The sequence below is a fragment of the Eubacterium sp. AF15-50 genome (genome assembly GCF_934835595.1).
GTDB lineage: Bacteria > Bacillota > Clostridia > Lachnospirales > Lachnospiraceae > Eubacterium_G > Eubacterium_G segne.
Genome location: NZ_CAKVZL010000030.1, coordinates 1 through 21,982, shown reverse-complemented (window position 1 = coordinate 21,982; position 21,982 = coordinate 1). Strand labels below are relative to the sequence as shown.

Below are 21,982 nucleotides of genomic sequence, written 5' to 3'. Positions count from 1 at the left end.
CATTTATAGCCTTTTGGCGTGTGATTTCAAGGCTTTCTTATTGACTTTGTGCAAGCCTTATAGTATAATTTGAATAGGTGTAATTATCGCTATAAGGCGGTAACAGGGAACTTGCATAAGCCACTATGCAAGTTCCTTTTCTTTTTCCCTTTCCCTGTAAATCTTAGTTGCAAAATCTACCGTGTAATATCCTCCACAACCTTTATGCTTTGCCATATACGCACAACTAAGCGATATTTGACCGCATTTTAAGCATTTAAGTTTAAAGTACGGTAATGCCGTTACCTGTACGTCCAAACAAGGAATATATGGTATCTCCAAGCCGTTATCTGCGTGGTATCTGATGCCCTCCACAAAATCTGAATAATCTACCATACTTCCAATGTTCTTTATGTTCTCGGTATCCAAACCCCCGACCTCTATAATCTCGCCGTTTACTATGTCTACCGTTGTTTCCAAGTCCTGCACTATGAAATAGCCTATTTCTTCCGCCGTTTCATAAAGCAATATATCCTGCTCATAAATCGGTTTCCCGAATCTGTCGGCTACATCCGTCTGTCTGCACATGGTATTTATATCTACCTCATACACATTTGCACCCGGATAACCGCCTTTGTCTATGTAATGACCTGCTGGGCGTACTGCCCCGTCACTCGGTCTTATGGGTGGTTCTGTTATATATTCGCCCTCTACCCATATTGGGTACGGTGTGCTACTGCTTTTTGCCTTTGCTCTCACTTTCCTGTACCCCTCTTTCCGCAACCGTGCCGATAATCTCCATGAATGCCGTGTCGGATACTCCCGCTTCATTCACGCACGGCAAAAGCTGATGTATCACTCCCTCGGGGTCAATCCAACGGAATATAACCACATCCGCAAGCCTAACCTTTACGGTATCGCCCTCAAAGTTCGGAAGCGTATTATATTCCCTGTCAACTGTTGCCTTGTCTACTACAAATTCTCTTATCTGTCCGTCTACTTCCAAGGCTACAATATCGCCTGTGTAAATTTCTTTGCCGTTTTTATCCCTGTAGGGTGTCTGTTCCCCCAAGGTGTCCGGGAATATCTCTCTAAAATCTCCGTAGACCGTGCCAATCTCTGCAACTTCATCCGTTGCATATCCGTAAGACGGCAGACCGTAGACCCACTCGTAAGATTCTTTTTCCCTGTTGTATGTCAATCCTCTGTACTTCATTTCCTTACCTTTCCCAAGGTTTTAGCGTAAGAGGGTACTGCTCTTTAATCTCACGGCTACGCTCTACATTAGTCTGTAATATAAGCTGTGCCTTTTGCATTTCCTCTTGTGGCATTTCCTTGTCTTTGTACCCGTCTACAAACTCTTGATATTCCTGTATCTTTTTTCTTAACTCCGCATCCGTGGCAGATATGACATATACGGTGCTGCAATGTCTGCAACGCCAATACCTGTATTCGATTTCCCCGACTTTTTTATAACTCGGTTTTATCTTTCCTATTGATTTATGGCACTTATCGCATACGATTGTAGGCTTGTACTTTCTTTTTATTGGTTTCACTTTATCCCTCCTGTAGCACTTTTAGGCTCTTGATATGGGATACTCGGAATAAACAGGATTTACATACATAGGTATCTTTGTGAGATAAAAAGTAATACCCGCCTTTCAAGTACAGGTTGGGGTTATTTCTTACCTCTTCCGTGCCTGTTTTCCTTAAAACTCCCTGCATTGTATCGCCGTCAAATAGCTTTACTTCCACGCTCTCGCCTATGTGCTTTTCTAATTCGCTTCGCTTCACAGTTACCGCCTTTCAAGTACAGGGGTGCTACCGCACCCCTTAACAGTTATTCAGTAATCAGTTTTCCGTTTACCTCATAAAAAGCGGAGCGGAAACCAACGTCGTCGCCCGAGCCGGAACGAGGGCCATCCAAGTAGAGAGCGGACGGACCCGAATTAGAAGTATAGCTGAACGCCGACCCACGGAGCGGCATATATTCGCCCTCGGTGGCATCAAAGTATACATAGGTCTTTCCCTCTTCCTCTGCTCTTTTATCCGGGATAATTCCCAAATCTTTAAGCACCTGTGGAATTTCTGATAACTCAACCTCTAATTCCTCAATTCGTGCTCCGTCATAATCCGGCTCGTAATCATCTGCTGCCACAGCATCCGTAATTGTGATTTCTCCACATTCCACATTTGCCCTTACCGGTCCCTTGGATGTTTCCGCCTGCTGCCATTCGGCACTATCCTTTGACAGGTCACAATATGGGGATGCTGCTTTATTGTCCGGGATAAACTCTATTACTCCGTCCTTAATCCTTAATCCTGCCAACCATTCCCATACATTACCGTTAAGGTCTGATACTCCATAAGGTGTATGGTCGTGATTCCATGTAACCGGTCCTGTACCTGTGTATGTTCTTCCAAGATTACTTACCTTGCCCTGTTCGTCATTGTGGTAGTAGTCCTTGCCCCAATCGGTGTTACCGTGTGGCATTGTGCCTTTTTCTCTGCTCTGATTTAACAGATATTCGTACTCTACAGCGGTCATAAGATGCCAACCCAACCCTTTGCATCTGCAAGCCTGTACCGCTTCGTCAAATGTGATATTTACGGTCGGGTCTGCCATTGGCATACTGTAGGCTCTGCCGTCAATTACGATATTCGGGTACTTTGATATGTAAATGGCATCCGCTACCTTATCCCCGATTTTGAATACTGCCGGGACCTCTTCGGTATCCTTTGGTCTTACGAATCTGCACATAATAGAGGGAATCCCTCTATCATCAAAAATTACTACATTGTTGTGGTCTACTGCGTTCATTGTTCCTTGTCCTCCTGTTTTTAATGTTTTGCATAAATGGAATGTAACTTAATACTTCCACGCCTTTTTATACTTTCTTCTGTGTGTAATCCTGAATCGAAAAACGCACAAAAGGTTGTACCGCCTATAATGCTTGTCACTACGATATAATCCCCGATATTATGAAACTCGCACCGCTTCACGTTTCGGTATACCGCTGTGTGCTTCTCTGTTCTGCTGCTCGCCATGCTGCCCCTCCTTTCGTTGTGTCCGTGCTATATCCAAGGCGTATTGCCCTTTCTTCCTCCGCTATATCAACTGCTGCCTGTCTTATCTGCTCGCAATCTTCTTTTAAAATATCTGCGGTCATTTCTATAACTTCCAACGGTAGGTTTTCGTCTACCGCCACAGAACCGACCATATCCGCCAACTCTCTAGCTTTTTCTTCTATTTCTTGATTCTTCATATTCTCCCTATATTGTTTTTTGTGCTACTTCCGCTCTGTAAGGTGTCCCGCCACGTTTTAACTCGTTGTAAATTGTGGCTCGGTGTACTCCGATTTTTTCGGCAATGACCACGACCCTTACGCCGTCATTCTTCATTTTTTCAATTTCTTTTCTATCTTCGTACTTTAATCGCTTATCTCCTTTACGCATTGCCTTACCCTCCTTTCAGAACAACTTAAAAAATGCGTCAAGGTTGTTAAACCTCAACGCATTTTCTCGTTTTATGGTATAAAAAAAGAAATGCGATAGAGTTTAATAACTCTTGTCGCATTTCATTTTACAATGAAGCTTTCCTAAAAAATTTATTTTTTTACGATACTCGGCTTAACATGATACATAGCATCTAATACTTTTTCGTTTGGTTCAAATATAACCTGCTTACGTCCATCTGAATCATTAACAATCATAGAATAGAGATTAGCGTTTCTGCATCTTGTTGAATAATCTTTCGTAATCGTATTATTAATTTTGCTCACAACTTCATCAGACATTGAAGGAGCTACAATTTCAGCATTTTTAATATCATAGCATGCAATTGTCTTTCTCTTTCTCTGACCCATAATCTTGTCAATGGATAACTCGCCATTTAAAAAAGAATACTCGTATTCCACGCTGGTATATCCCCAAATAATGTATGTTACATAAATAAGCAATGCTGTGATGGTAAGTCCTAATGCACCAATAATCAGCATACTAAATATACCTGCAAGTACAAAAATAATAGCAATCGCCCTCATTAAAATACCAGAAATACTTATTTTTTTCTTTACAATCTGTTCCACAAATACTTCGTCCATATTTTCCTCCGTAATCTCACCGCTGTTTATTCAACTGATGCTATATAATAGTAAACCGGCTGTCCACCTGAATATACTTCAACTTCTAAATCAGGTAATTCTTCGGAAAGCTTGGATGCCAAAGTTTGTGCTTCATCTTCCGTGACACCTTCACCATAATAAATACTTACGATTTCAGAATCTTCATCCTGCATTTTCTTAATCATATCAACAGTTGTTGCTGTAATATCATCACCAACTGACAGGATTCCTTCATCGCCGATACCCATGATATTTCCTTCTCTAATTTCTTTATCATCAATAACCGTGTCTCTTACGGCATATGTGATTTCACCTGTTTTAACATAAGACATACTGTCAGTCATAGCTTCTTTATTGTCTTCTGCTGAATTATCCTCAACAAAACCTATCATTGCTGAAATTCCCTGAGGAATAGTCTTTGAAGGAATAACTATAACATTCTTATCCTCCACAAGGCTTTCAGCCTGATTTGCAGCAAGAATAATGTTTTTGTTATTTGGTAAAACAAAAATTGTTTCTGCATTGACCTTTTCTACAGCATTTAAAATATCTTCCGTGCTAGGGTTCATAGTCTGTCCACCGGAAATAATGTAATCAACATTTAATCCCTTAAAGATTTCATCTAAACCTTCTCCTACTGATACTGCAATAAAGCCATATTTCTTCTTTGGTTCATCTGTCTTTTTCTTTTCTTCTTCTGCCTTCTGCTGTTCAGCAAGCTTCTCAGCATTCTTAATAAGTCTCTCGTGATGCTCCTCACGCATATTATCAATTTTCATTCTTGATAATGAACCATATGTCAAAGCTCTGGTAAAGGCTTCACCAGGCTGGTTTGTATGAACATGTACCTTTACAATCTCATCATCAGCCACAAGAACAATTGAATCACCAATCGACTCTAAAAATTCCTTGAAGGACTTTTCCGTTTCATCAGACATAGGCTTATCTAAATTAATGATAAACTCTGTACAATATCCAAACTTGATATCTGCCTCTTCCATAGGTATATCGTCTTTATTAATGCCTGATGGCGCAGATACCTCATCAAGAGTATAATCAACTTCTTTGCCAAGGAATGCATCATATGCCCCCTTTAACACTGTCATAAGACCCTGTCCGCCTGAATCAACTACTCCTGCCTGTTTCAAAACCGGTAACATTTCAGGTGTCTGGCTTAAAACATAATCACCATGCTTTATAATTTCATCAATAACAACTGTCAAGTCATCAGTTTCACCCAGCATTTCACATGCCTTATCAGCCATGCCTTTAGCTACTGTAAGAATAGTTCCTTCCTTAGGCTTCATAACTGCCTTGTAAGCTGTCTCAACCGCCTTAACGCATGCTCTTGAAAGTACCTCGGTGTTAATTTCTTCGTACTTCTTAATTTCTCTGGTAAATCCTCTGAAAAGCTGTGACAATATAACTCCTGAGTTACCTCTTGCACCTCTAAGTGAACCTGTAGAAATTGCCTTCGCCATATTTTCCATGGTAGGCTCTGTAATTCCACCAACTTCCTTTGCTGCTGACATAATAGTCAAAGTCATATTAGTTCCGGTATCTCCGTCTGGAACCGGAAAAACATTTAGTTCATTAATCCATTCCTTTTTTGCTTCAAGGTTCTTGGCACCGGCTATAAACATCTTCTGCAAAGTCTTTGCATCAATAACTTTAATTTCCAAATTTTTATCCTCCTGAGGGTAAGACGTAATTAGTCTATTGTTCTTACACCTTCAACATATATATTAACTTTCTTTACCTTCATTCCGGTAAATTCTTCTATCTTATATTTCACGCTGGATATAATATTATCAGCTATAGTTGCAATATTAACACCATATGCAACTATAATGTGAAAATCTATTGTAATTTCATTATTTTCATCAATAACAACGTTAATTCCCTTAGTGGAACTGTCTTTCTTTAATAGTCTTACAAGACCATCCTTAACGCTTACCATAGCCATTCCTACTATACCAAAACACTCGTATGCTGTTTCACCGGCATATTTTGCAATAACTTCAGGGCTTATAAGTATCTGTCCTAAATCCGTGTTCATTTTTCCTTTCATATATTACCTCCGTAAATAGTAGTATCATTTAATTTATTCTATACAATATTGCAATTCAATATTGTTGTTTCCGTAACTTAAATTATTATACTATCTTTAACATGAAAATGAAAGCCATTTTTATAGAAAGCTACAGCAACACAATCTTTTGTAATGCATTCCTATACAAAGAAAGAGCAGACATAAAGATTCAATCTCTTATCCGCTCCTTCTTCTATTTATGCATAGTTTAAAATCTATACTACGCTCTTTCTACTTTTCCTGATTTTAAACAAGATGTGCAAACATACATTTTCTTTGCTCCGCCTTCAGTCTTAACTTTAACAGACTTTACGTTTGATTTCCACATTTTATTTGAACGTCTGTGTGAATGGCTCACAGCGTTACCAAAATGAGCACCTTTACCGCAAATACTACATTTAGCCATAATCGCACCTCCCTTTGTAAAAATTAGGTCAAACTACTTCATTGACCTGACACAAAGGACATTTTATCAAAACCAGATACAAATTGCAAGTATTTTCTAAAAAAAGTTTTGCAACGAGAATTAGAATCCACTTGCAATCCTCACATCACAGTTTTTTATTTACATCTTACATTTATTGTATTACATATATTTTGTTGTTAGGCTGTTTTAAACTATATACATTTTTGTATTCTTGCGTAACTATCATATGATGCATATTGTATTGTTACGCTTTTAAGATAACTATAATTTTTGAAAAGACAACTCTTTTGATAGCATAGTTTGAAAAAATATGTGAAGAGGTACTTTAAGAGTATAGTTTGAATGTTCTTCATGAAGATTTTTATACTATCATCTAGTTTGATAAAGAAAATACAAAAAATATAATGGCTAATAAAGCTATAGAGGGTCCGACAATGCCAGCCCCTCTAAAACTTCAATTACTCTAAAGTAATCCTTATAATAAATATGTTAATTAAAATTCAGTGTTTTCCAACTTAAGAAATCATCAGATATAGTTTCACCCCAATGAGCATCAGTAATCTGTACATTACCAACAGTTGCATTACCTCCTTCAACATTAACATTGGTGTACCACACATCACTAATAGTATTTCCCGATACATCATGCCAGTTATGTGTCCAACTTAAATCACTTCTGTTTACTGCATATGCTTCAATATCAATATCATTTCCATCTCCACCATTATCAGTTCCCTTTGTCTTATGATCAACATATACTCCATCATACGCTATATGGTAAATAGGTATATTATCACCATTATGAATAGTTGCAACTCCCTTATGGAATCTATGAACAACATCAATGTTTTTAAACAAGACATTATAAATCTTTGCATCTTTATTTTTATATCCAGCTTCGCACCTACTACTGCCGGCACCACCCATATCCGTTTCATATCCGATTTCCAAACACTGTGCTATGTCATTCCATACAGTACAATCTTCAACTCTAATGTCATGAGCATTAATATTATCATAGTTCTTTACAACTATAGAGTCGTCAGAAGACCTTACAAAACATCCATCTAAAAATACGTTATACGATGACTGTATAGTAATTCCATCACCATTAGATCTTGCTGATACCACATTTACGTCTTTAAATAATACATTATTGCTGTTTCTTATATTTACAGCCCATCCTGTAGGGTCAAGAATTGAAATACCAATAACCTGAACATTGCTACTTCCTAATTCTGTTCCACCTTTTCCGTTATTCTTTGGTGTATTTCCATCATAATAAACCGGTTCATAACCTACACTTACCGGATTTCTTCTGTTATTGCCTCCCCAAGGGCCCCAGTTATTTTGGGTAATTATTCCTCTTCCTATTATCTTAGAATTATTCATACAATGAACATATCCGTTTAAGACAGCTCCACCTTCAATCCAAAGAATTTTACCTTCCGGTACAACAAGGTCATCTGTTTTCTCATATGAGCTAATAGTTTTCCAAACATTATCCGGTTTATTAAGAATATCCTGTGCAAAAAGCATTATGCTGTTTGTACCTTTATAACTACCGTTAAATTCAATGCTATACTGTCCCTGCTGCCCTTCCTTCATATTGATGGTTATATATGTCGCTCCATCCTTAGTTTCCTGTGCGGCTGATAATCCCTTTCTTGTTGGTCTTATTGTTACAGAATTTATATCTGTGCGATTAACCTTTATTCGTACGCTGGCATCTCCTTTATAATCAAATATTGCCACATTACCAAATGTCACCGGATTATTAGTTGCGTATGTTCCTATTCTCTTATCTTCTTCATAAACTCTTGTTTTAAATACCCCAACACTTTCATCATTAACGGTCATTGAAACATCACCTGATGCATCAAATGTCTGTGGTACTCCATATGCCTGAACCTCTGATGTTGTAGCCTCAGTTGTTACCTGAATGGTTGCACCGTCACCTACAGCACTTCCTCTTACGGCCCTTACTGTGTAACTTGCAGTATCTCCAACATTGAATGTTCCGGTATATGTATATGAGCAATCTGTTGTCGTTCCTATTAACTCACTACCTTTATAAACATTATATGATGTTGCATTGTCAGCTGCATTCCATGATAAGCTTACCTTTGTCTCATTGCTCTTAGTACATGTAAGCCCTGTAACAACTCCCGGTTTAACATCTGCTGCTTCAACACTTACATTATCAGCAGCGTCTGTTGTGCCTTCTTCTAAAACATATGGAACTGTAATTTTAATTGTTTTAGTATTATTATTTTCATTAACTTCTGCAATTTTATTGTTATCATCATCTATAGTTCCAACTATTGTGTTGTCACCTTTCGCAGCCTTCCACAAGTATCCTTTAAAGTCTCCACTTGTTCCAATAAAAGTTCCTGATTCATTATAACTTGTACCACCACAAGTCTTAAATTCGTGAGTTTCACCAGCTCCGATTGAAGCAGAACAACTATCATCCCATGTTGTTCCACCATTAGCATATGTACTTCCATTTACGCTAAATGAAACACCACATTTTACATTTGACGGAGATGCACTATCACCGGCATTAGCCCCTATTGCAATAAATTGGATTAAATCTCCCTCATTAATTGTTCCATTTGTAACACCTGTGGTTTTATTATAATATCCTATATCTGTAATAAGTAAATCTACACCACCTGTCACGGACGTATAACTAGTATTGTATTTTCTTTTAACATATATACTCTTGGTTTTATCGCTACCATCCATGCTTGATTTTACAGAATGCTTACCAAATGTGGCTGTCCAATTACTTTCTATCTTAACGTATCCACCTACAGGAATATCCTGAGACAAAGTAATTGTCTGGAATGATGAACCATCTATAGCCATATTAACTGTGTACTTTGTTCCTGCCGGTATTACTACATTACCTGTGTTCTGAACTAAGGTTACAAATGTAATTACATCTCCCTCATATATTTCACTTGGGAATCCGCCTAAAGCCACTACCTTAGCTTCCATGTTTTCAGTAGATGCTGCAGCTATCGTAATGCTAACCTGGCCTGTAACCGAACTATTATCGTCTATTTTAATAGACGCATCTGCTGTAAAAACACCTGCCTCTGTAGGCTTCCATTCATTCACTGTCACTGAGCCTGTCTCTCCTGCAGGGATTGTGATAGTTCCCTTTAGTGTCTGATTGCCAATCTTCACAGCAACATGCTTATTCATAACCATCTGGTCACCTTCATTTTTAGCTGTTACTGTAATCTTTACAGTATCTCCTACCTTTGGATTTTCAGGAGAATATGTTATTCCCGTAATTTTAACATGATCAGATATTGGTTTCGTAGTCGGAGCTTCAGTTGTAGTTTCCGGTGTAGTCGGTGCTACTGTTGTTGTCTCCGGTTCCGCTGTTTCCGGCTCTGTAACAGGTTCTGCACTATTTACGTCTCTTTGAGATGTACGGTTATTATTGGATGTATTTCCATCGTTTATATAAGCAATGGCCGTAACTAAACATTTGCCACTATATGAACCACTTACTGTGTATTCAACCCTTGCTGTTTTTCCTGCGCCTAAACCTGCCGCAATCTTTTCAGTTCCTATGCTTTCCCTATTAACATAAAATGACATATTAAAGTCACTTCCAACACTTGCTGCTCCCACATTTTTGTAGTCAGCATATACCTTTGTAGCGCCATCTTTCTGATAAATGCCAACTTTAGTTATAACAACATCATAATCGACAGCAGCCTTTACTGAATAACCGGTTACCAAATTCAAATTCATAACCATAGTAAAAGCCATAAGTAAGCTAAGTATTTTTCTTATCTTCCCTTTCATCATTTGTTTCTCCCTTCACTATTTATTTATCAATTCTGCGTTTAACGTTCAACGGACCATATACTGAAATTGTATTATTTTATTGGCATAATGTCAAATACAACTTAACGTTTATACTGTTGTAAAATCGTTTTTTCCTAAACTTTAATCACACAAAACTTTCTTAGCAATATCGGCACTCATTTTTGCATCCTTTGCATAGTAATCTGCCCCTATCTGCATGGCATAGTCTGCTGTTAAAACAGCACCGCCTACCATAACCTTGCATTCTACATTATTTTCACGTAAAAGCTTAATGGTTTCTTCCATTGAGCCAAGGGTTGTTGTCATAAGAGCTGACAAACCTACCAGATGAACATCATTTTCTATAGCTGAATTAACTATAGCCATAGGGTCTACATCACGGCCTAAATCAATAACATCAAAGCCATAATTTTCCAGTATAACCTTAACAATATTTTTCCCAATATCATGTATGTCACCTTTTACTGTAGCTACTATTATTTTACCCTTACTTTCAGATACCTCACCGTTATTTGCCAGATAATACTTGATTTCCTCGAAGCATTCCTTAGCCACATCTGCCGCCAAAATAAGCTGTGGAAGGAACATTGTGCCTTTTTCAAATTTATCTCCCACCACATCCAGTGCCGGAATAAGCATTTCGTTAATTATCACCATGGCATCTGTGTTGTTTAACAAGTCCTTAGTTATACTTCTTCCGTCATTTTTCATTCCTGTTTCCATTGCATGAAGAAGCATATCTGCCTCTTTGCTTCCAAGAGATACTGCTCCTGCACTTTTTACCGTTTTTGTTTCTGTAGAATCTTTTTTAACAGCTACCTCTATGGGATTATTGTTAGAATACTCTATAAAATCCATTGCATTTTCATCTATTGCCGCTAATACCTTATATGTTTTAACAGCCCACACCATAGATGAAACATTAGGATTAATAATAGGTAAATCCAAACCACTGTGAAGTGCCATTGTAAGAAATGTTTTATTTACAATTTCCCTGTTAGGAAGTCCAAAGGAAATATTTGATACTCCAAGAACTGTTTTAAGTCCCAATTTATTTTTTACAATATTAAGTGCCTTAAGAGTTTCCTGAGCAGCCTTCTGTTCAGCAGAAACCGTAAGAGTAAGGCAGTCAATTATAATATTTTCTTTTCTGATTCCGTATTCCATTGCCCTGTTCATAATTTTTTCGGCAATTTTTACTCTTCCTTCTGCACTATCCGGTATGCCGTTTTCGTCTAATGTAAGACCAATAACAGCAGCACCGTATTTGGCAACTACAGGAAGTATTTTATCAAGAACTGCATCCTCTCCATTAACGGAATTGACTATAGGCTTCCCGTTGTACACACGAAGAGCCGCCTCTAAAACTTCCGGCTTGGTGGAGTCTATCTGCAATGGCACGTCTACAATTGACTGAAGAGCTTTAATGGTTTTAATCATCATTTCTCTTTCGTCAATTTGAGGCAGACCAACATTTACATCTAATATATCTGCTCCACCTTCTATCTGTTCTATAGCCTGTCCTAAAATATAATCCATGTCATTTTCAATAAGCGCCTGCTTAAAGCGTTTCTTTCCTGTTGGATTAATTCTTTCCCCAACAATTCTAGGCTGATTTACTACAACGGTTTTAAGAGGTGAACATACAGCCATTTCTCCACTGTAATTATTTTTCTTGAAATCGCCGTTTTTCTTTGCTTCTTCAAGCATTTCCTTTAATCTTGCAACATATTCCGGAGTTGTACCACAGCATCCACCCATAACCTTTGCACCAAACTTAAGCATTTCCTTACAGATAGTTGCAAATTCATCTGCCGATACATTGTATGTATTAGTGACCGGGTCAGGCAATCCTGCATTAGCCTTTACCACAATAGGAAGGTATGTCCACTTGGATATTTCCTCAACTATAGGAAGCAAGTCTTTTGGTCCTAATGAACAGTTGACACCTAATGCATCTACCCCAAGTCCCTGCAATGTGAGACACATGGCAGATACGGAACATCCCGTAAATGTACGCTTATTTTCTTCAAATGTCATTGTAGTCATTACAGGAAGGTTAGAATTTTCCTTTGCGGCAAGAACGGCAGCCTTTGTTTCTAGCAAATCAGTCATTGTTTCTATTACAATAACATCTGCTCCCTCAGCAGCTACCACTTCTTCCTTAAAAATATCATATGCCTCTTCAAAAGTAAGGCTTCCTGTAGGTTCAAGAAGTTGACCTATAGGACCTAAATCAAGGGCAACTAATGTATCTGTACCTTTTGCTGCTTCCTTTGCATTTTTAATTGCAGCACTAATTAATTCCTTTACGGAATAACCGGTATTTTCCATTTTGTATCTGTTAGCACCAAATGTGTTGGCATATACTATATCAGCACCTGCTTCAATATAGCTTTTATGAATATCCACAATCCACTCCGGCTTTAATATATTCAGGGTTTCAGGAACTGTTCCCACTTCCATACCTTTCTTTTGAAGCATTGTTCCCATTGCTCCATCTAAAAGTACATAATCTCTCTCAAAAATACTATTACCTGCCACAGCTTTTTCCTTCCTTTCTAAATTGACATTTTTCTCTAAAATTACATGTATCACAGCTCTTTTGACTGGAAACCTTAAGATTGTGTCCTAAACCTATAACGCAGGTTACGGACTTAGTAGGAGTAAGCATCATACTGCTGTTTACACAAACCCCCACACGCTTTGAGGCATCTAAAATTTCCAGAAACTTTTTCTGACCCTCTAGAGGAAAATCATCATATCCCAATCCAAATCTCCATGTATGCTCATATTCCTTAAAATCCTTTAATATAACCTCCTCCGCCTTATCACATACTTGTTCAATAACGGCAGAAGCCAGACTATCTGTTATGATTGCCTCCGTCATACCTGTAATCTGTTTTTTTCTAATTAGCAAATCAACATTTCCCGACAAGGTTGCACACATAAACACCACTTTTTCGCAGTTTTCAAGATGATTAGCAATTGCCTTACCCTCTAATTTAAACTCACTGTTAGGTATCTGACCGTCAACCAAATCAAACACCTTATATGTAAACTTAGGCTCCATAGCCTCTTTTAATTGTTTTGCACACAACAAAAGAAGCTCTTTTGTTGTGTCATCGGGAATCTGATTCCCATATCCCATATATCTAAGAGCTTCATCGAAATTAATGTCTTCAATTATAACGTTTCTGTTATTATTTACCATAATGCCAACCTGTTTATCTATTAGTTTTTTATGATACTTTCAACACTTTTTGTTATTTTTCCTGCAATATAAGGATCATTCATAGTGTAAATGTGAATACCCTCAACACCATTGGCTACTAAATCAATTATCTGGTCAATGGCATATGAAATACCTGCATCTCTCATAGCTTCCGGATTATCACCAAAACGCTGTAACACCTTTGAAAGCTTTGCCGGGATACTTGCACCACACATGGAAACCATTCTTTCTATCTGTTTCTTGTTGGTTACAGGCATTATTCCTGCCTCAATAGGAACATCAATCCCTGCTATTCTTACTTTCTCAATAAAGTCATAAAAAGCATTGTTATCAAAGAATAACTGAGAAATAAGATGGTCTGCACCTGCGTCAATCTTTTTCTTAAGATTTTTTATGTCAGCAATCATGCTTTCTGCTTCCTGATGTACCTCCGGATAGCATCCTCCTGAAACATTAAAGCCCATATTTTTTGACATAATATACTCAGTAAGTTCTGATGCATACCTGAAATCATGCTTTAATTCAAAATTAGGATTAACATCTCCTCTTAAAGCAAGAATGTTGTCTATTCCCTTTTCCTTTAATTCTTCAAGTATTCTGTCAATGTCTTCCTTTGTGTTGTAAAGACATGTTAAATGAGCAATAGTTTCAATACCGTATTCGTTCTTTATTTTAGAACACAGGTCTACTGTCGTTGCATTTGCAACACCTACTCCTCCGGCACCATAAGTTACACTAATAAAATCAGGATTTAACTGTTTCAATTCCTCAAGTGTCTTATAAATTGTTTCTACACCACTTTCCTTCTTTGGTGGGAAAACCTCAAAGGAAAATACTGTTTTTTTCTTAAATAAATCTGCTATATTCACTTATTTCTCCTTATCAGGGTTTGCAGCAAAACAAATTAAAACCTGCTATAAGGCATATAATTATTATGCAAACCACAAAAAATGTACTTTCTATCAATAACGATAATGTCATTCCCACTGCTAACCAGAATAAAGCAAAACCACATAACTTATGCATCTTTTTTCCTATCCTTATTGTTTATGATATATTTTATGCATTTATTGCGTTTTTTTACCACCAAATCAGGATTTTGCCCTATCTTTCGGTAATAATTTATTAATCGTTTATATTCTCGTCTTCATCATAATCGTCATCATTTTTTGATGTAAACTTATTTACAATATCAGGCACCATATCAATAATTCTTGAAATTCCATCATTGTCTTTTACGCTAATAAGCTTTGATGAACCATCTTTAATAATAAGAACGGCACTAGGGGTAATTTTTCCTCCTACACCTCCTGTCCCGTTGTCACCCTTTGAAAAAGTACCGATTCCCATTCCAAAAGATACATCTGCCATTGGTAAAATAATGGTTTCACCTACCACTATAGGTTCTCCTACCACAGACTTTGTAGTAATAAACTGTTCCATTGCCTTTAATAAGTCATCTGTACTTTTTTTATTATCTGCCATATGCTGCCTCCTTTAGCTTAATTTTCTTATTACACTTCTAAGTTTCTTGTTCCAATATAATCTTAAGATATAATATCCGGCAATGCCCACCGTAACTGTACCTTTCGCCTTGATGTTGCCTTCCATTACCTTATTTTCAAAATCAGCGTTTATTCTAAAATGCTTTGGATTAATGTTAAACATACCAAATATCACGGCAATGTATCCAATGGCCTTTCCTGTTTCATCGGGATACTCAAATCCGATTCTTAAATTGCCTCTGACTTTTTTAGGTCGTATATGTTTTAATATCTTTAAAACATATTTTTTTGCAAACCTGTATGCCTCTTTTGTTCTGTTTGCAGTAAGAATTTTCTTGTATCTTGCCACCTTTTTCTTTAAATTATCTAAATTTTGAAAACCTTCTTTTATTCTATTGTATATATCTTTTATTTTATCTTTAATTTTCGTAATTATTTCAGATATTTTAATTTTTTTCTTAGGTTTGTCCTTAGGCTTTTTTAAAGTTGCATCTTTCTGTTTTTCAGATACATCTTCTTCCTGTATATTTATATTAATAATATCGGACTTGTCTTTATTATCTGCATTCCCCTGCCTGCCTTCCGTTTTTACCGGAGTTTGCAATTCATCCTTACTTGTGGTGTTCTCAGCAGTTTCCTTCTTTACATTATACTTAAAATCATCTTCTGATTTTTTTGAATGCTTTTCTTTTTCAGAATACCTTTTTACAGGAATTCCTAAAATTCTTAAACAATATTTTTTCCCGGTATTATTTATTACAAATCCAAAATGTACTATACCAAACAGCCAGAACGCCTTAACTTTAGCATTATATGACTTTTCATTTAAATCAGCCTTTGCCCTGTAACTAATGGGAAATAGCAATATAAGAAAGGCAAGAGTAAGTAGAACCAACAATACTATACCTATTATTTTTAAAATCAAAAACAAAATATGTACCATAGGCTATGCTTCCCCTGCTTCCATTTTGCTCATTATATATTTCTTATCTTTAACTTCTCCCGTATAATTAAGGCAATCCATTATAATCAGCTGTATCATATCCATTGCCTCTTCCATACCTTCAGTTATTCCCACAACTACCATGTCTGAATCCCGATACCACTTCTGATTTAAAATATTTGACGGGTATATTTCCAATGTATCGTAGTCATTTTGTGGCAAAGTGATAACGTACTTATTTAATTGAGGTTTTCCATTTTTTATTTTTCTTATAACCTGTCTTTTTTTATCCAAAAGGTTATACCCTACATATAAATCTTCGTACCATCTCATATACCACTCCTGCTACAACCTTAAAGCTAAGCCTGCATTATACCATTTAAAATTTCTATACACGCCAGCTTTTCAGCCTTATCGTTACATGTTACCAGTGTATTGTAAATAAAATCCTGAAGTTCACTTATATTATTAAAGAATATTGGAAGTTCAGATATTGCAGCGGACAAAACCGCTCTATTTACTGCCTTTTCGTTATCCTTAAATAACTTAGCGTACTCATCACATAACTCCTTTTTCTTAGTTTCAATGTAATCTTCATCAGCAACAGAATTATCCGGTTCTTTCTCCATCTCCACAAACATACTGTCAGAATTTAATTTTGGAAGTCTATACACAACCTCATAAACCTCGTCAAGCTGTAGCTGAGAAATGGTTTCCGAAAAACTCTCCTTTATCTGGTCTGTTATATCATAAGAAGCAAGCAACGGATAAATCTTTTCCTGCTCCCCTTCTAACATAACAAACATATCCTCTATTTCTTCTAATGTTTTCGGACTGAATTTGTTCATAAATAAAAGGTTGGTATCCTTTATTATTTCCACGCAGCCTTTTACTATATTGTCATTTACGCAAAACTCATTGGTATACAGCACTAAAAGCAAATCGTTAAGGATTTCCTGTATCATCATTGCCCCATCCATCTGTTCATCAATATATGCGGCAATTTCTGAAAGAACATCCTTTGCCTCTTCGTACTGCTCATTTGTAATTTCCTTAAAGTGTATGTCCTTTAACTGTTTAAAGGCTTCTGCCAAATATGGATAACTTTCCTCCATGGATGCTGTTTTTTCAAGCATGGAGGAACTTTTTATCATATACAGAAAATCATCCACGCTATCTTTTGTACTTCCATTGTATATAGACAAACCGTTTGAAAGCATATCATAAAACTTACTTTTAGTTAGTTTTAAAGGAAGCTGACCTACAACATCTTTTATTTTGCTGTTGACCATCATGTTATCTTCATCTTCAAGTATATACTGCATAAGTTTTCTTGTATAATTTTCATCAGAATAGCCCTCAGGAAGCTCATCATCCCTAAACCTGTATTCAACACGGTTAATAGCGTGCTCGTATATATTATACATATCCACATAACAGGTAACATCTTTTACTTTTCCAATGATTTCATCTCTGATTTCATTTAACGTATCAATATCTTCCGTCACGTTTTCGTTGTTATCTTTGGCGCATTTTTCTATGATACAGTTTACTTTTTTTAAATAAGAATCATAATCTGCATCCATTATTCCGTCGCTTTCCTGTTTCACAACGTAATAAGTATAATAATTCATGGCAAGTCTTATAAAGGCATATTTATTATTTATTTCCATAAATTTACCATAATATTCCTTAAGACCGCTTTCTACGTTTCTGTTTTTTAATAAATCTCCAACTATCTTCTTCATAAAAGCCTGCTCTTTACTATTTTTATTTCATAATATCGCAGAAATCAAAGGTTGCAAAGTAATCTTTAGGTGTTTCTGCTCTTCTGATCATTTCAACACTGCCGTCTTCCTTTAACAGCAATTCAGCTGAACGTAATCTGCCGTTGTAATTATATCCCATAGCAAATCCGTGAGCCCCTGTGTCGTGGATGTATATATAATCTCCCATATCAATTTTTGGAAGTTTTCTGTCCACTGCAAATTTATCGTTATTTTCACAAAGCGAACCTACAACATCATATACATGGTCGCATGGTGCATCTTCTTTTCCTAAAACCGTTACATGGTGATATGCCCCATACATTGCCGGTCTCATAAGGTTTGCAGCACATGCATCTACCCCAATATATTCCTTGTAGATATGCTTTTCGTGAATTGCCTTTGTTACCAAAGCACCATATGGTCCCATCATAAAACGTCCCATTTCAGTGTATATTGCCACATAATCCATGCCTTCCGGTGTAAGGATTTCTTCATATACTTTTCTGACACCTTCTCCAATAGCCATAATATCATTTGGCTTCTGATCCGGCTTATATGGTATACCAACGCCACCTGAAAGGTTAATAAACTTAATATTTGCTCCTGTTTCTTTTTTAAGAGTAACTGCCAACTCAAATATTGTTTTGGCAAGCATTGGATAATATTCATTTGTTACTGTATTGCTGGCTAAAAATGCATGAATACCAAAATTCTTTACACCCTTTGCCTTTAAAATCTTAAATGCCTCTGTAATCTGGTCTAAGGTCATTCCATATTTTGACTCTCCCGGATTATCCATAATGCCGTTGCATACTTCAAAAACTCCACCCGGATTGAATCTGCAGCTTACAGTTTCCGGAATACCACATTCCTTTTCCATAAAATCTATCATTGTTATATCATCTAAATTAATAATTCCCCCAAGGCTGTTGCAGTAAGCAAATTCCCCTTCCGGTGTTTCATTAGATGAAAACATTATTTCATCATTTCTAAGTCCTAACTTGTCTGCTATCATTAATTCTGTATATGATGAGCAGTCAACCCCACAGCCAACTTCTGCTAACTTCTTTATGATAAAAGGATTAGGGGTTGCCTTTACTGCAAAATACTCTCTAAAGCCCTCATTCCATGAAAAAGCCTCATATACTTTCTTTGCATTGTCGACAAATCCTTTTTCGTCATAAATATGAAATGGTGTAGGATATTTCTTTACAATTTCCTGTACCTGTTCAAGTGTAATAAATGGTTTTTTAGTCATTTTCAGTCCTCCTGGTATCTTTTTTGTGTTTATTTATCTGCCATAAATATCGCATAAGTATCTTAATCTTTCGATTTTATCATGGCTAAATTGTCCATTTAACATTCTCCATCTCCAATTTGTCCCCATAGATGACGGCAGATTCATTCTGCCAATATGACCTACCTTAAGTACATCCTGCATCTGGAATATAACAAGATTTGCGACACTTTCATATGCTGTTTTAAAAACTTTGTCAACTAAATCTTCTATACTTCCGTTTCTGCATTCCATATATTCCCTTATGTAGCCTAATTCCCAGTGCTGCATTCCTGAAAAATACCCAACCAAAGTATCATTGTCATGGGTTCCTCCATATGCCACAACATTTGGAATCCAGTTATAAGGAAGATGGTCATTTTTTCTATCTCCGTCAAAGGCAAATTCCAGTACTTTCATTCCCGGATACCCTGACTTTTCCAGCACTTCCACAACCTCAGGCATTTTAACACCTAAGTCTTCTGCAATTATGCTTTTACCGTTAATGGATTCATCGATTGCCTTAATTAAATCCATTCCCGGTCCCTTACACCACTTACCGTTTCTTGCGTCATTATCCTCAGCAGGAATGGCATAATACTTAACCGTTCCTATAAAATGGTCAATACGGATAACATCATAAAGATTTGCTGAATGTTCCATTCTCTTTCGCCACCAGCTAAAGTCATCTTTTTTGATTTTATCCCAGTCATAAAGAGGATTTCCCCATCTTTGACCTGTCTCAGAAAAAGCATCAGGTGGAACCCCTGCCACTTTCTTTGGTTCTAAATCTTCGTCTAACTGGAATACTTCCGGATTCTGCCACACATCAGCAGAATCCATTGCCACATAAATAGGGATATCTCCAATAATTTCAATTTCCTTTTCGTTGGCATATTCTTTTAACTTATTCCACTGCTTATAAAACATAAACTGAATAAATCTGTAGTAATCTATTTCTTCAGCTAATTCCTCTTTATATAGCTGTATAGCCTTTTCTTTTCTGAATTTAATATCATCATCCCAGCTTTGCCATGCCATGTAATTGAATTTCTTTTTACATGCACAATATAGACAATATCCATCAAGCCAGAACTCATTTTCTTCTAAGAAGTCCTGATATTCCTCTGTTCCCAAATGCTTGCTGTTATGATATGCCTCTTTTAAAACAGTAAATCTTGAATTATACATCATTCCATAATCTACATACTGTTCTTCCATATTCCATCTGAAACTTTCAACGTATTCTCTTGTTAAAAGTTCCTCTTCAATAAGCATATCAAGGTCGATAAAATAAGGATTTCCGGCAAATGCCGAAAACGATGCATAAGGACTGTCCCCATAGCTTGTAGGACCAAGAGGCAATACCTGCCAGTATTTCTGTCTTGCCATTACAAGATTATCCACAAATTCGTATGCACTTTTTCCAAAGGTTCCTATACCGTACGGTGACGGTAAACTGCTAACCGGCATTAAAATTCCGGCGCTTCTACTAAAATTTTCCTGCATTTTATTCCTTCCCTTTATTTATGTTCGTGAGTAAAAAGATGATCCTGACAATATTCCTTATTTCCACTGCACTTTGAACAATATCTAAAAGTAAGATTAGGGTCATCTAACTCTGTTCTTCCACATATATAGCACTTATGAAGTGCTCCATTTTCGTGCTTTACAGGTCTTGCCTGACGTACCGACTGCCTGTATTCATGTCTTCTTTTTACCTGTTTAGGATTAAACCTGCTTTTATTTCGTGTTCTTAACCAGTAAATCAAGAAGTTAAGAAGTGATACAACAATTAGTACCGTAATAACTATTGCCACAACTGTTGTATTATTCTTAAATGCATCAAAAATATCAACTAAAAGAAAGGCTCCATATAAATATCCCATCCATTTAATCTTTATTGGGATAATAAAATACAATAGCAGCTGCTCCTCCGGATATGTTGCCGCAAATGCCAGAAAAATTGACATATTAACATAAAAAGTGCTTACGTAGCTTCCAAACACTGCTCCAAAATAGTAGGTATAATCTGATATTCCATAAGCTGTCATTTCACTAAACGCAGATGTTGGAAGTATGCCAAAATATACCACTCCCATTAAAATTCCATATAATACCAAAGCACCTAATATGGTAAATATAAATCCCGAAAAAATAAATACATTGTATCTGTAAGTTCCCCATGCTCTTTCTAACCCCTGACCTAACTGGTAGTACAGTAAAAGCATGATAATTGTAAATATGGAAAGCTGTTCCGGTGGCATTAAAATCCATGTGAATATTCTCCACACCTGTCCCCTGAATACCCAGTAGGGATTAAATGCCAGAAATTCCGATATTTCCGGGCTTATTATCTGTAACATATACCCGATGATATAGGCCACAATCAAATATACTGACAAATTTTTTATTGCATATTTTCCATATTTTCTCTCAAAATTTGATGCCATATAAAATGCTCCTGTCTAACATGTTAATCTTTTCTATAATCCAAATTACAGTATAAATTCTACACCTGTGTTTGTCAAACTACTTTATACTTTGTATTAATATATTTTATACATTTCACCAAAAATTCATTATTTATACTCACCCACATAATATCGTTTAGTTGTTTTTTTCATGTATTTATATTATAATAGGAAGTCGTTTTGAGAATTATTTTCAACATTTTAGACTATTTATGTCTTATTTAGGCATTTTTATATGAATTAATTGGAGGATTAAATGGATAATAATTATTACACTCTGGGTATTGATATTGGCTCTACTAC

At 36.5% G+C, this 21,982-nt stretch carries 22 protein-coding genes; all 22 read right to left on the bottom strand.

What is annotated here, in order from left to right:
• Positions 1–123: 123 nt before the first annotated feature.
• Positions 124–738: a hypothetical protein gene (locus Q5O73_RS05305; RefSeq protein ID WP_302669196.1), complete on the bottom strand. Its 615-nt coding sequence runs from the start codon at positions 736–738 to the stop codon at positions 124–126.
• Complete coding sequence (locus tag Q5O73_RS05300) at positions 713–1,195, bottom strand: hypothetical protein (RefSeq protein WP_302669195.1); 483 nt, start codon at positions 1,193–1,195, stop codon at positions 713–715. The genes Q5O73_RS05305 and Q5O73_RS05300 overlap by 26 nt, the downstream gene beginning before the upstream one ends.
• 4 nt (positions 1,196–1,199) lie before the next feature.
• Positions 1,200–1,535: a hypothetical protein gene (locus Q5O73_RS05295; RefSeq protein ID WP_302669194.1), complete on the bottom strand. Its 336-nt coding sequence runs from the start codon at positions 1,533–1,535 to the stop codon at positions 1,200–1,202.
• A gap of 1 nt (position 1,536) precedes the next feature.
• A complete protein-coding gene (locus tag Q5O73_RS05290; protein WP_302669193.1) occupies positions 1,537–1,773 on the bottom strand; it encodes a hypothetical protein in 237 nt (78 codons plus the stop codon).
• A 46-nt stretch (positions 1,774–1,819) separates the two neighbouring features.
• On the bottom strand, positions 1,820–2,800 hold the full coding sequence (locus Q5O73_RS05285) for an SUMF1/EgtB/PvdO family nonheme iron enzyme (RefSeq protein WP_302669192.1): 981 nt from the start codon (positions 2,798–2,800) through the stop codon (positions 1,820–1,822).
• Positions 2,801–2,978: 178 nt separating this feature from the next.
• Positions 2,979–3,188: a hypothetical protein gene (locus Q5O73_RS05280; RefSeq protein WP_302669191.1), complete on the bottom strand. Its 210-nt coding sequence runs from the start codon at positions 3,186–3,188 to the stop codon at positions 2,979–2,981.
• 64 nt (positions 3,189–3,252) lie between these two features.
• Complete coding sequence (locus Q5O73_RS05275) at positions 3,253–3,435, bottom strand: helix-turn-helix domain-containing protein (RefSeq protein ID WP_005359744.1); 183 nt, start codon at positions 3,433–3,435, stop codon at positions 3,253–3,255.
• Between the two features lie 152 nt (positions 3,436–3,587).
• On the bottom strand, positions 3,588–4,082 hold the full coding sequence (locus tag Q5O73_RS05270; protein WP_021952852.1) for a DUF6106 family protein: 495 nt from the start codon (positions 4,080–4,082) through the stop codon (positions 3,588–3,590).
• Positions 4,083–4,108: 26 nt separating this feature from the next.
• A complete protein-coding gene (locus Q5O73_RS05265; RefSeq protein ID WP_368074819.1) occupies positions 4,109–5,785 on the bottom strand; it encodes a DAK2 domain-containing protein in 1,677 nt (558 codons plus the stop codon).
• A 29-nt stretch (positions 5,786–5,814) separates the two neighbouring features.
• Positions 5,815–6,174, bottom strand: a complete 360-nt coding sequence (locus Q5O73_RS05260; protein WP_021952850.1) for an Asp23/Gls24 family envelope stress response protein — start codon at positions 6,172–6,174, stop codon at positions 5,815–5,817.
• A gap of 241 nt (positions 6,175–6,415) precedes the next feature.
• The gene (gene rpmB / locus Q5O73_RS05255; RefSeq protein WP_021952849.1) at positions 6,416–6,601 is read right to left on the bottom strand and encodes a 50S ribosomal protein L28; all 186 of its coding nucleotides are present in this window, start codon (positions 6,599–6,601) and stop codon (positions 6,416–6,418) included.
• Positions 6,602–7,111: 510 nt separating this feature from the next.
• The gene (locus Q5O73_RS05250; RefSeq protein WP_302669190.1) at positions 7,112–10,456 is read right to left on the bottom strand and encodes a hypothetical protein; all 3,345 of its coding nucleotides are present in this window, start codon (positions 10,454–10,456) and stop codon (positions 7,112–7,114) included.
• Positions 10,457–10,597: 141 nt separating this feature from the next.
• Positions 10,598–13,021, bottom strand: a complete 2,424-nt coding sequence (locus Q5O73_RS05245; protein ID WP_302669189.1) for a homocysteine S-methyltransferase family protein — start codon at positions 13,019–13,021, stop codon at positions 10,598–10,600.
• Positions 13,011–13,691 (bottom strand): methionine synthase, encoded by a 681-nt coding sequence (locus tag Q5O73_RS05240; protein WP_302669188.1) that lies wholly within the window; start codon positions 13,689–13,691, stop codon positions 13,011–13,013. The genes Q5O73_RS05245 and Q5O73_RS05240 overlap by 11 nt, the downstream gene beginning before the upstream one ends.
• A gap of 20 nt (positions 13,692–13,711) precedes the next feature.
• Entirely contained in the window at positions 13,712–14,581 is an 870-nt protein-coding gene (gene metF, locus Q5O73_RS05235; RefSeq protein WP_302669187.1) for a methylenetetrahydrofolate reductase [NAD(P)H], read from the bottom strand.
• Between the two features lie 256 nt (positions 14,582–14,837).
• The gene (locus tag Q5O73_RS05230) at positions 14,838–15,197 is read right to left on the bottom strand and encodes a GerW family sporulation protein (RefSeq protein ID WP_021952844.1); all 360 of its coding nucleotides are present in this window, start codon (positions 15,195–15,197) and stop codon (positions 14,838–14,840) included.
• A gap of 12 nt (positions 15,198–15,209) precedes the next feature.
• A complete protein-coding gene (locus Q5O73_RS05225; RefSeq protein ID WP_302629377.1) occupies positions 15,210–16,160 on the bottom strand; it encodes a hypothetical protein in 951 nt (316 codons plus the stop codon).
• 3 nt (positions 16,161–16,163) lie between these two features.
• On the bottom strand, positions 16,164–16,493 hold the full coding sequence (locus Q5O73_RS05220) for a hypothetical protein (protein ID WP_302669186.1): 330 nt from the start codon (positions 16,491–16,493) through the stop codon (positions 16,164–16,166).
• A gap of 26 nt (positions 16,494–16,519) precedes the next feature.
• Positions 16,520–17,908, bottom strand: coding sequence for a hypothetical protein (locus tag Q5O73_RS05215; RefSeq protein WP_302629378.1), 1,389 nt, complete (start codon positions 17,906–17,908; stop codon positions 16,520–16,522).
• Between the two features lie 22 nt (positions 17,909–17,930).
• Entirely contained in the window at positions 17,931–19,187 is a 1,257-nt protein-coding gene (locus Q5O73_RS05210) for a diaminopimelate decarboxylase (protein WP_302669185.1), read from the bottom strand.
• Between the two features lie 33 nt (positions 19,188–19,220).
• On the bottom strand, positions 19,221–20,714 hold the full coding sequence (gene malQ / locus Q5O73_RS05205) for a 4-alpha-glucanotransferase (protein ID WP_302669184.1): 1,494 nt from the start codon (positions 20,712–20,714) through the stop codon (positions 19,221–19,223).
• A 14-nt stretch (positions 20,715–20,728) separates the two neighbouring features.
• A complete protein-coding gene (locus Q5O73_RS05200) occupies positions 20,729–21,658 on the bottom strand; it encodes a hypothetical protein (protein WP_021952838.1) in 930 nt (309 codons plus the stop codon).
• Positions 21,659–21,982: the final 324 nt, after the last annotated feature.